Origin of the sequence: Streptomyces sp. H27-D2, assembly GCF_035828615.1 — a bacterium.
In the GTDB taxonomy this organism is placed as follows: domain Bacteria; phylum Actinomycetota; class Actinomycetes; order Streptomycetales; family Streptomycetaceae; genus Streptomyces.
The window spans coordinates 31753-42702 of the sequence record NZ_JAYMZR010000067.1 but is presented as its reverse complement, the minus strand read 5'-3'; the positions used below and the strand labels follow the sequence as shown (position 1 = coordinate 42702).

The window sequence follows — 10950 nt, the reverse complement described above, 5'->3', positions numbered from 1 at the left end:
CTTTTGGCACGCTGTTGAGTTCTCAAGGAACAAACGCTTCCTTCAACCCTGTTTCACCAGGCTCTCCGGGCGCTCACTCGGTCTTGCGTTGCAAACTCTACCAGACTCATTTCCAGTCCGTTTCCGGTCTGAATTTCAATCCAGCGGCCGCTTGCGGGGCCTTGCCTTTCGGCTGCTCCGACTTTATCAGGTTTCCCTGAGTCGAATTCCCACCGCCTTGCTCCAGCTTCCGGACACACGATGGTGCCAGGTCCTTGGTGGGGCGGGGAGGTGTAAACGTACTGGACGGCCGCACCTCGAAGCAAATCGGCTCCGGGGTACGGCCGTCCAGTCAGGTGACGCTGCGTCAGACCTCGACGACGACGGGGAGAATCATGGGACGCCGGCGATATACGTCGGACACCCACTTGCCCATCACACGGCGGATCATCTGCTGGATCTGGTGCGGCTCGGCGACTCCGTCGGAGGCCGACTTGGCCAGCTGCTCCTCGATCTTGGGCAGCACGGCGGCGAACGACGCGTCGTCGATGCCGGAGCCGCGGGCCTGGACGTGCGGGCCCCCCACGATCTTGCCGGTGGTGCTGTCGACCACCACGAAGACCGAGATGATGCCCTCGTCGCCGAGGATCCTGCGGTCCTTGAGCGAGGTCTCCGTGACATCGCCGACCGAGAGGCCGTCGACGTACACGTAGCCCGCCTGCACCTTGCCGACGATCTTGGCGACGCCGTCGATCAGGTCGACGACCACGCCGTCCTCGGCGATGACCACGCGGTTCTTGGGTACGCCCGTGAGCGCGCCCAGCTCCGCGTTGGCGCGCAGGTGGCGCCATTCGCCGTGCACCGGCATGAGGTTGCGCGGCTTGCAGATGTTGTAGAAGTACAGCAGCTCGCCGGCCGAGGCGTGGCCGGAGACGTGCACCTTGGCGTTGCCCTTGTGGATGACGTTCGCGCCCCACCGGGTCAGGCCGTTGATCACGCGGTAGACCGCGTTCTCGTTGCCCGGGATGAGGGACGAGGCCAGGATCACGGTATCGCCCGGGACGATCCGGATCTGGTGATCGCGGTTCGCCATCCGGGACAGCGCGGCCATCGGCTCGCCCTGCGAGCCGGTGCAGACCAGCACGACCTCGTCGGCGGGCAGGTCGTCGAGCGTCTTCACGTCGACCACGAGACCGGCCGGGACCTTGAGGTAGCCGAGGTCACGGGCGATGCCCATGTTGCGGACCATCGAGCGGCCGACGAAGGCCACCCGGCGCCCGTACTCGTGCGCCGCGTCGAGGATCTGCTGGATGCGGTGCACGTGGCTGGCGAAGCTCGCCACGATGATCCGGTTGTCCGCGTTGGCGAACACCGTGCGCAGGACGTTCGAGATGTCGCGCTCGGGCGCGACGAATCCGGGCACCTCGGCGTTGGTCGAGTCGGACAGCAGCAGGTCGATGCCCTCTTCACCGAGCCGCGCGAACGCGGGCAGGTCGGTGAGGCGGCCGTCGAGCGGCAGCTGGTCCATCTTGAAGTCGCCGGTGTGCACGACCATGCCGGCCGGGGTGCGGATGGCTACCGCGAGAGCGTCCGGGATGGAGTGGTTGACCGCCACGAACTCGCAGTCGAAGGGGCCGATCCGCTCGATGTGCCCCTCCTTGACTTCGAGGGTGTACGGCCGGATGCGGTGCTCCTGGAGCTTCGCCTCAATGAGCGCCAGGGTCAGCTTGGAGCCGATCAGCGGAATGTCCGCCTTCTCGCGCAGCAGGTAGGGAATGCCGCCGATGTGGTCCTCGTGGCCGTGCGTGAGCACGATGCCGTCGATGTCGTCGAGGCGATCCCGGATGGACGTGAAGTCCGGCAGGATCAAATCGATTCCGGGCTGCTCCTCCTCGGGGAAGAGCACGCCGCAGTCGACGATGAGCAGACGGCCGTCGTACTCGAAGACGGTCATATTGCGACCGATCTCGCCGAGACCGCCGAGGGGGGTGACGCGCAGGCCGCCCTTGGGGAGCTTCGGCGGCGGGCCGAGCTCGGGATGGGGATGACTCAAAAGACTCTCCTCACCACACGCGCCACCTGTCCCCCGGCCTCCTGTGGAGAGCCTCGGGAACACGCGGCGAGCGTGACAGTTGTGCACTTACTGAAGTGTCGAAACGGATGTCGGTATTCAATTGTGAAGTCGGTGATTAAAGGTGTACCCCGCCGGCGGCGAGATCGCGCTTGAGCTGTTCGGTTTCCTCCGGAGACAGCTCGACCAGCGGAAGGCGCAGCGGGCCTGCGGGCAGCCCCTGGAGGGCCAGTGCGGCCTTGCAGGTGATGACGCCCTGGGTACGGAACATGCCGGTGAAGACGGGGAGCAGCCGCTGGTGGATCTCGGTCGCCTTGCTGACGTCGCCGGCCAGGTGCGCCTGGAGCAGTGAGCGCAGCTCAGGGGTGACGACATGGCTGACGACCGACACGAACCCGACGGCGCCGACGGACAGCAGCGGCAGGTTGAGCATGTCGTCACCGGAGTACCAGGCGAGCCGCGAGCGGGCGATGGCCCAGCTGGCGCGGCCGAGGTCGCCCTTGGCGTCCTTGTTGGCGACGATCCGCGGGTGCTCGGCGAGCCTGACCATCGTCTCGGTGTTGATCGGGACACCGCTGCGGCCGGGGATGTCGTAGAGCATGACCGGCAGCCCGGTGGCCTCGGCGATGGCGGTGAAGTGCTGGAACAGTCCCTCTTGCGGGGGCTTGCTGTAGTACGGCGTGACGGCGAGCAGGCCGTGCGCGCCCGCCTGCTCGGCGGCGCGGGCCAGCTCGACGCTGTGCCGGGTGTCGTTGGTGCCTGCTCCGGCCACTACGTGCGCCCGGTCGCCCACGGCCTCCACCACGGCCCGGACCAGCTGCGATTTCTCCGCGTCGCTGGTGGTCGGGGACTCGCCGGTGGTGCCGTTGATGATGAGGCCGTCATTGCCTGCATCCACCAGATGGGCGGCGAGCCGCTGAGCGCCATCGAGGTCCAGTGCGCCATCCGTGGTGAACGGAGTCACCATCGCGGTCAGCACTCGCCCGAAAGGGGTCTGCGGTGTGGAAGTCGGAGCCATGGGGGCCACGCTACTCGTTGCGCGCCCCGCGATGTGCCCTCGGGGCTGCCGGGGTGTGGATCCCGGCGCTGCCTGCTCGGGGGTTCAGGCAGCGCCGGGTCCATTTGTTCAGCCTAGATGAACTTCGCCAAATGCCGCAATACGGACACTTCGCGTAGCCGCCCCGAACGTTCGCACGACTGACGCTCTACGGAGCGACTCGGCCATTCGTGTTGAACGCGCTGTGGGTGAGCGGCATCAGAGCGGCCCAGTGGGCTTCCATCTTCTCGCCGACCATCTCGATCTCCCGCTGCGGGAAGGACGGGACGGCCGCTTCCTCGTGCTGCGTGCGCAGGCCGAGGAAGTGCATGAGCGAGCGGGCGTTGCACGTCGCGTACATCGATGAGAACAGTCCGACGGGCAGCACCGAACGGGCCACCTCGCGGGCCACACCGGCCGCCAGCATCTCCTGGTAGGCCTCGTAGGCGTGCTGGTAGCCGTCCACCATGACGCGGCCGGTCAGCTCGTGCTGGGCCTGGGTGCCCTCGACGAAGACGTACTTGCCGGGGCGGCCCTGCTGGACCAGCTTGCGGGCCTCGCCGGGGACGTAGAAGACGGGCTGCAGCTCGCGGTAGCGGCCGGACTCCTCGTTGTACGACCAGCCGACGCGGTGCCGCATGAACTCGCGGAAGACGAAGATCGGGGCGCTGATGAAGAAGGTCATCGAATTGTGCTCGAACGGGCTGCCGTGCCGGTCCCGCATCAGGAAATTGATCAAGCCCTTGGAGCGCTCCGGGTCCTTCTGGAGCTCTTCCAGGGACTGCTCGCCTGCGGTCGAGACGCGAGCCGCCCACAGGACGTCGGAGTCGCCGGCGCTGTGCTTGACCAACTCGACGCTCACGTCGCTGCGGAAACTGGCCTTGGTGCTCTCGGCGGGGGTGTCGGTCACCGGCGGGGTCCTTCCGTTCGCAATCATCTGGGCGGCGGTAAGCCTACGGCTGTCGCGGATTTCCGCGGAGCGCGGCCCGGTCGGACAAATGCGACCCCGGTGGCGGAAGCCGGGACGCCAGTTGATATTTTTCACAGAAGTCGTCGAAAACGGGCACTGAGCGACCCCCACGCTCGTTCCCCTTGAAGAGACGCCCAGTTCAAGGTTCCTAGGAGAGCCCAACCATGTTCCGCCGGCGAGAGCCCGTGCCATTCGCCTTCATTGCCGAAGCAGACCAGTTCCGCAGCAACGTCACCCCTCCCCCACGCACCCGTGCCAGCCGGTCCCAGATCGCCGGCGGCTCGATGATCGGACTGACCGTGGTCTGCGGTCTCGTGGGAGCCCTGCTGTTCGGGCTTCCCGCGCTCGATACGAGTCAACAGCACACCAAGCGCGCACCGCAGTCCGAGGCGGCGAACGGTCGCTGAGCCGACTGCCACCCTGGGGTGGTCGCCTCCCGCACGGCTCGATAACCTCACCCGTCACAGCCCTGTCCAGCGGGCGTGTGAGTGAGGACGAGTCGTGCCCCTGCCCTTCCTGACGGCCGACCGCGAGGTCGATGACTTCGCGGTCGATACCGCGTTGCCGTTCGACGACCGGGACTATTGGCGTCGCCCGTACCGCCCGGGGCCCTGGCGGGTCGGGGCGGCGGCGCTGTTGCTGCTGCTCGCCTCGTTCGTGCTGTTCGCAGCGATGATCATCGCGTTCGCGGGCGGACTGCCCGGCGCGGGCGTCTGTGTCGCCCTGGCCGCCCTGATCATCGCCGGCGCGCTGCGCGGGCTGCGGGTCGGGATCTGGGTGAGCGAGCAGGGTCTGCGCCAGATCGGGCTGTTCACGACGGAGACCATCCCGTGGTCCGAGGTCTCCTCGGTCCGCACCCTCCAGCAGCCGGTGCGCTGGCTGGCGCTGCCCCGGACGGTTCAGGGGCAGGCGCTGGTGATCGAGCGCACCGGTCGGGCGCCGCTCAGCTCGCGGCTCACCGACCACAACGCGGACTTCCTGGGGCGCTCCGAGGCCTTCGACATGGCCACCGACGCCATCGAGGGCTGGGCCGCCGAGCACCAGGCCGCACAGCACTGAGCCGCTGCGGCGGGCCGGCCCGTCAGGGCCCGCCCATCGCGGCGCGTATACGAGCGCGGGCCCGTGCCCGCCCGGCACCGACGAGGTGTCAGGCGGGCAGGGGCCCTGCCGCGTTCGGGCGAGTCCAGCGGATCGGCCGCGCCGGCAGCGTATGGATCAGACGCGTACGGGCCTGCCGTCGTGCAGGGCGATCGCGCGCTGCATGGCCTTGCGGGCGCGCGGGGTGTCCCGGGCGTCGTGGTAGGCGACGGCGAGGCGGAACCAGGCCCGCCAGTCGTCCGGCGTCAGCTCCGTCTCGTCCCGGCGCCTGGCGAAGACCGCGTCGGCGGAGTCCCGGTCGATGCGGCCGGCCGGGGTGCGTACCAGCTCGTCCTCCGGCAGACCGCCCTCGGCGGCCAGCTCGGCCGCCAGCCGGTCCGCGCCGCGCGCGAACTTCGTCGTCTGCCAGAGGAACCAGATGCCGATGACCGGCAGGATGAGCACAGCCGCACCGAAGACGACGGTGAGCACCGTGCCGTGCTGAATGAGCAGCAGACCGCGGCTGCCGACCAGCAGGAAGTACACGACGAGGACCGCCGCGAGGACGAAGTAAGTGATCTTTGCGCGCACGGTGTCAGCCCAGATCCAGGAAGTTTTCCAGCCCGAAGGTCAGGCCCGGGGTCGATACGACGCGGCGTGCGCCCAACAGGATGCCCGGCATGAAGCTGCTGTGGTGCAGCGAGTCGTGCCGGATGGTCAGCGTCTCGCCGGTGCCGCCCAGCAGGACTTCCTGGTGCGCGAGCAGGCCGCGGAGCCGGATCGAGTGCACCGGCACCCCTTCGACGTCCGCGCCGCGCGCGCCGTCCAGCGCCGTGCTCGTCGCGTCCGGCTGCGGGGCGCTGCCGGCCTTCCGCCGCGCCGCGGCGATCAGCTGGGCGGTACGCGTCGCCGTGCCGGACGGCGCGTCCGCCTTGTTCGGGTGGTGCAGCTCGATGACCTCGACCGACTCGAAGAAGCGGGCTGCCTGCTCGGCGAAGCGCATGGTCAGCACCGCGCCGATGGAGAAGTTCGGCGCGATGAGCACTCCGGTCGACGGCGACGCCTCCAGCGAGGTGCCCAGCTGCGCGACCCGCTCGTCGGTCCAGCCGGTGGTGCCGACGACGGCGTGGATGCCGTGCCGGACGCAGAAGTCGAGGTTGCCCATCACCGAGCCCGGGTTGGTCAGCTCGACCACCACCTCGGCGCCCGCGTCGACCAGTGTCTCCAGCCGGTCGCCCCGGCCCAGGGCCGCGACGAGCTCCATGTCGTCCGCGGCCTCGACGGCCCGTACCGCCTCGGAGCCGATACGGCCCCTGGCTCCGATGACGGCCACCCGCAGCTTGCTGCTCATGGTGCTCTTCCTTCTCGTTCGGGCTCTCGGGCGCGCGGGCGCGCCCGTTGGCGGTCAGGCGACGGCGTCGTCCAGCCGGGCCGCCTGCTTCTCCTTCAGCGGACCGATGACCGACAGCGAGGGCTGGTGGCCCAGCACTTCGGCGGCCACCTCGCGGATCTCGTCGGGGGTGACTTCGGAGATCCGTCGCAGCATGTCGTCGACGGACAGTTGCTCGCCCCAGCACAGTTCGCTCTTGCCGATGCGGTTCATCAACGCGCCGGTGTCCTCCAGGCCCAGCACCGTGGAACCGGAGAGCTGGCCCACCGCGCGGCTCAGCTCCTCGTCGGTCAGACCGTTGGCGACGACCTGGTCGAGTTCGTCGCGGCAGATCTTGAGCACGTCGTGCACCTGGCTCGGACGGCAGCCGGCGTAGACGCCGAACAGGCCGCAGTCGGCGAAGGCCTGGGTGTAGGAGTAGACGGAGTAGGCGAGCCCGCGCTTCTCCCTGATCTCCTGGAAGAGCCGGGAGCTCATGCCGCCGCCGAGGGCGGTGCTGAGCACGCCGAGCGCCCAGCGGCGCTCGTCGGTACGCGACAGGCCGGGCATCCCGAGCACGACGTGCGCCTGCTCGGTCTTGCGGTTCAGCAGCTCGACGCGGCCTGCGGTGCGGATCGTACGGGCGCCCGTACGCGGGTCGGCCGGCAGCGCGTCCCCGTCAAAGAGCGCGCCCGCGCGGTCGAAGGCCGCGCGGACCTGGCGTACGACCTTGTCGTGGTCGACGTTGCCCGCGGCGGCGACGACCAGCCGGGTCGGGTCGTAGTGCTTCTTGTAGAAGCGGGAGATCCGCTCGGCGTTCAGCGCGTTGACCGTCTCGACGGTGCCCAGCACCGGGCGGCCGAGCGGGGTGTCGCCGAGCATCGTGTGCGCGAACAGGTCGTGCACGCAGTCGCCCGGGTCGTCCTCGGTCATCGCGATCTCTTCGAGGATGACGCCGCGCTCGGCGTCGACGTCCGCGGCCTTGATCAGCGAGCCGGTCAGCATGTCGCACACGATGTCGATGGCGAGCGGCAGATCGGTGTCGAGCACCCGCGCGTAGTAGCAGGTGAACTCCTTCGCCGTGAAGGCGTTCATCTCGCCGCCGACCGCGTCGATCGCGGAGGAGATGTCGAGTGCGCTGCGCTGCCTGGTGCCCTTGAAGAGCAGGTGTTCGAGGTAGTGGGTGGCGCCGTTCAGCGCCGGGGTCTCGTCGCGGGAGCCGACGTTGGCCCAGATGCCGAAGGTCGCGGAGCGGACCGAGGGCAGACTCTCGGTGACCACCCGCAGACCGCCGGGGAGAGTCGTCCTGCGGACCGTGCCGATACCGTTCACGCCCTTGATGAGGGTCTGGGTGCTCGCCCTGGGGGAGCGCTGACGGGGGACGGCCCGCCCCTCCGAAGAGGGACGGGCCGTCTCACCAGTGCGTGAGGTCACTTGGCGGCTTCGTCCTTCGACTCGTCCGCTTCCTCGTCCTCGCCCTCGACGACCGGAGTCAGCGAGAGCTTGCCGCGCGAGTCGATCTCGGCGATCTCGACCTGGACCTTGGAGCCCACGGCGAGCACGTCCTCGACGTTCTCGACCCGCTTGCCGCCGGCCAGCTTGCGGATCTGCGAGATGTGCAGCAGACCGTCCTTGCCCGGCATGAGGGAGACGAAGGCACCGAAGGTGGTGGTCTTGACGACCGTACCCAGGTAACGCTCGCCGACCTCCGGCATGGTCGGGTTGGCGATCTGGTTGATCGTCGTACGGGCGGCCTCGGCCTGCGAGCCCTCCGTCGCGCCGATCAGGACCGTGCCGTCGTCCTCGATGGAGATGTCGGCGCCGGTGTCCTCCTGGATCTGGTTGATCATCTTGCCCTTCGGGCCGATGACCTCACCGATCTTGTCCACCGGGATCTTGATGCTGATGATCCGCGGGGCGTTGGGGGACATCTCGTCCGGGACGTCGATGGCCTCGTTCATCACATCGAGGATGTGGAGGCGTGCGTCGCGGGCCTGCTTGAGCGCGGCGGCCAGGACCGAGGCGGGGATGCCGTCGAGCTTGGTGTCGAGCTGAAGCGCGGTGACGAACTGCTTCGTACCGGCGACCTTGAAGTCCATGTCGCCGAACGCGTCCTCGGCGCCCAGGATGTCGGTCAGTGCGACGTAGTGCGTCTCACCGTCGATCTCCTGCGAGATGAGGCCCATGGCGATACCGGCGACGGGGGCCTTGAGCGGCACACCGGCGTTCAGCAGCGACATGGTCGAGGCGCAGACCGAGCCCATCGAGGTCGAACCGTTGGAGCTGAGCGCCTCGGAGACCTGACGGATCGCGTACGGGAAGTCCTCGCGGGACGGCAGCACGGGCAGGATCGCCCGCTCGGCCAGCGCGCCGTGACCGATCTCGCGGCGCTTGGGCGAACCCACGCGGCCGGTCTCGCCGACCGAGTACGGCGGGAAGTTGTAGTTGTGCATGTAGCGCTTGCGCGTCTCGGGCGCCAGCGTGTCCATCTGCTGCTCCATGCGGAGCATGTTCAGCGTGGTGACACCCAGGATCTGGGTCTCGCCGCGCTCGAACAGGGCGGAACCGTGGACCCGCGGGATGGCCTCGACCTCGGCGGCCAGCGTACGGATGTCCGTGACGCCGCGGCCGTCGATGCGGACCTTGTCCTTGATGACGCGCTCGCGGACCAGCTTCTTGGTCAGCGAGCGGTACGCGGCGGAGATCTCCTTCTCGCGGCCCTCGAACTTCGGGAGGAGCTGCTCGGCGGCGATGTCCTTGACGCGGTCCAGCTCGGACTCGCGCTCCTGCTTGCCCGCGATGGTCAGGGCCTGGCCGAGCTCACCGGCGACGGCGGCGGTCAGGGCCTCGAACACGTCGTCCTGGTAGTCCAGGAAGCGCGGGAACTCGGCGGTCGGCTTCGCGGCCTTGGCCGCGAGCTCGGACTGCGCCTTGCACAGGGCCTTGATGAACGGCTTGGAGGCTTCGAGGCCGGCGGCCACGATCTCCTCGGTCGGCGCCTCGGCGCCGCCCTCGACCAGCGCGATGGTCTTAACCGTCGCTTCGGCCTCGACCATCATGATCGCGACGTCACCGTCGTCGAGCGCACGGCCGGCGACGACCATGTCGAAGACGGCTTCGTCGAGCTCGGAGTGCTTCGGGAAAGCCACCCACTGGCCGCGGATCAGCGCGACGCGGACGCCGCCGATCGGACCGGAGAAGGGCAGGCCCGCGAGCTGCGTGGACGCGGACGCGGCGTTGATCGCCACGACGTCGTACAGGTCGTCCGGGTTGAGCGCCATGATCGTGCAAACGACCTGGATCTCGTTGCGCAGGCCCTTGGCGAAGGACGGGCGCAGCGGGCGGTCGATCAGGCGACAGGTGAGAATCGCGTCCTCGGAGGGGCGGCCCTCGCGGCGGAAGAACGAGCCGGGAATCCGGCCGGCCGCGTACATGCGCTCCTCGACGTCCACCGTGAGGGGGAAGAAGTCGAGGTTCTCCTTGGGGCGCTTCGAGGCGCTCGTGGCCGACAGCACCATGGTGTCGTCGTCCAGGTAGGCGACGGCGGAGCCGGCGGCCTGACGGGCCAGACGGCCGGTCTCAAAGCGGATGGTGCGGGTACCGAAGGTGCCATTGTCGATGACGGCTTCGGCGTAGTGGGTCTCGTTCTCCACCAGGAAAATCTCCTCGTCTGCGTCCTCGCCCGTGTGGCGGGGACGTGTGCGAAGGAGCGCCCCGCGCGCCGGGTCTCGTCGGCCGGGCCGGTCTTCGATCGAAGCCTCCGGGAAGCGCGGGCCGTACGTACGCCTCTGTGGCTCGTACTGGCCGCGCGGCTCCGGGGGCCACTACCGAGGACCGGCGCCTGCGGCGTCGATTCGGCGGTGAGGAGGGCGCTCCCCCTCGTTCTGTCATGCGTGGTGAAACCAGACTACAAAGCTTCGGCCGTCGTCACGACGGCTGATAGTCCGGTCGGTGCGGCGCCCGCAATACATGCGGTGCGCGCGGCACCATCGGTGCGTACGGCAAAGGGAGCGGCCCCCTCAGGCGGGAACCGCTCCCCATAACGGCGTACTACTTGGCGCCGGCCGCACCGCGGCGGATGCCCAGGCGCTCGACCAGGGCACGGAAGCGTGTGATGTCGCGCTTGGCCAGGTACTGCAGCAGGCGGCGACGCTGGCCGACGAGCAGCAGCAGACCACGGCGGGAGTGGTGGTCGTGCTTGTGGACCTTGAGGTGCTCGGTCAGGTCCGAGATACGGCGGGAGAGCATCGCGACCTGAACCTCGGGGGAACCGGTGTCGCCCTCCTTGGTGGCGAACTCGGTCATGAGCTGCTTCTTTGTTGCGGCGTCGAGCGGCACGCGGTACTCCTCGTAAGTTCTTGCCGCCGAGTGCCCCTGGTCGTTTACTCAGGGGATCTTCCGTGACTCGGGCGGCGGGCCGATGGACGCTGCCCTCCGGGCGCTCGGTT

At 68.7% G+C, this 10950-nt stretch carries 11 protein-coding genes; 3 read left to right on the top strand and 8 right to left on the bottom strand.

The features are described from left to right. Nucleotides 1–200, top strand: a 200-nt coding sequence (locus QMK28_RS23590; RefSeq protein ID WP_326441248.1) for a hypothetical protein, incomplete at its 5' end; no start/stop codon positions are given. A gap of 146 nt (nt 201–346) precedes the next feature. On the opposite strand, the gene QMK28_RS23585 is transcribed toward QMK28_RS23590, so the two are convergent. From QMK28_RS23585 to thyX, 3 genes are all read right to left on the bottom strand, one after another. After that, the gene (locus tag QMK28_RS23585; RefSeq protein ID WP_326441246.1) at nt 347–2032 is read right to left on the bottom strand and encodes a ribonuclease J; all 1686 of its coding nucleotides are present in this window, start codon (nt 2030–2032) and stop codon (nt 347–349) included. Nucleotides 2033–2168: 136 nt separating this feature from the next. Next, a complete protein-coding gene (gene dapA / locus QMK28_RS23580) occupies nt 2169–3068 on the bottom strand; it encodes a 4-hydroxy-tetrahydrodipicolinate synthase (protein ID WP_326441244.1) in 900 nt (299 codons plus the stop codon). A 187-nt stretch (nt 3069–3255) separates the two neighbouring features. Further along, nucleotides 3256–3996 carry an FAD-dependent thymidylate synthase gene (gene thyX, locus QMK28_RS23575; protein WP_326441242.1) on the bottom strand — a complete coding sequence of 247 codons (741 nt, stop codon included), beginning with the start codon at nt 3994–3996 and terminating at the stop codon, nt 3256–3258. A gap of 224 nt (nt 3997–4220) precedes the next feature. On the opposite strand from thyX, the gene QMK28_RS23570 reads away from it, so the two are divergent. Next, nucleotides 4221–4463 (top strand): hypothetical protein, encoded by a 243-nt coding sequence (locus QMK28_RS23570; protein ID WP_326441240.1) that lies wholly within the window; start codon nt 4221–4223, stop codon nt 4461–4463. Nucleotides 4464–4557: 94 nt separating this feature from the next. Then, nucleotides 4558–5115, top strand: a complete 558-nt coding sequence (locus QMK28_RS23565) for a hypothetical protein (protein ID WP_326441238.1) — start codon at nt 4558–4560, stop codon at nt 5113–5115. A 156-nt stretch (nt 5116–5271) separates the two neighbouring features. On the opposite strand, the gene QMK28_RS23560 is transcribed toward QMK28_RS23565, so the two are convergent. From QMK28_RS23560 to rpsO, 5 genes are all read right to left on the bottom strand, one after another. Next, entirely contained in the window at nt 5272–5724 is a 453-nt protein-coding gene (locus QMK28_RS23560) for a tetratricopeptide repeat protein (protein ID WP_326441236.1), read from the bottom strand. Between the two features lie 4 nt (nt 5725–5728). Beyond that, on the bottom strand, nt 5729–6484 hold the full coding sequence (gene dapB / locus QMK28_RS23555) for a 4-hydroxy-tetrahydrodipicolinate reductase (RefSeq protein ID WP_326441234.1): 756 nt from the start codon (nt 6482–6484) through the stop codon (nt 5729–5731). A 54-nt stretch (nt 6485–6538) separates the two neighbouring features. Beyond that, nucleotides 6539–7936 (bottom strand): M16 family metallopeptidase, encoded by a 1398-nt coding sequence (locus QMK28_RS23550; RefSeq protein ID WP_326441232.1) that lies wholly within the window; start codon nt 7934–7936, stop codon nt 6539–6541. After that, nucleotides 7933–10155, bottom strand: a complete 2223-nt coding sequence (locus QMK28_RS23545) for a polyribonucleotide nucleotidyltransferase (RefSeq protein ID WP_326441231.1) — start codon at nt 10153–10155, stop codon at nt 7933–7935. The genes QMK28_RS23550 and QMK28_RS23545 overlap by 4 nt, the downstream gene beginning before the upstream one ends. 397 nt (nt 10156–10552) lie before the next feature. Continuing rightward, on the bottom strand, nt 10553–10840 hold the full coding sequence (rpsO, locus tag QMK28_RS23540) for a 30S ribosomal protein S15 (protein ID WP_326441229.1): 288 nt from the start codon (nt 10838–10840) through the stop codon (nt 10553–10555). Between the last annotated feature and the right edge of the window lie 110 nt (nt 10841–10950).

What these genes read in the sequence shown, in the direction of transcription:
- dapA (WP_326441244.1), bottom strand. Translation starts at nt 3,068, where the DNA reads ATGGCTCCGACTTCCACACCGCAGACCCCTTTCGGGCGAGTGCTGACC.
- QMK28_RS23570 (WP_326441240.1), top strand. Translation starts at nt 4,221, where the DNA reads ATGTTCCGCCGGCGAGAGCCCGTGCCATTCGCCTTCATTGCCGAAGCA.
- dapB (WP_326441234.1), bottom strand. Translation starts at nt 6,484, where the DNA reads ATGAGCAGCAAGCTGCGGGTGGCCGTCATCGGAGCCAGGGGCCGTATC.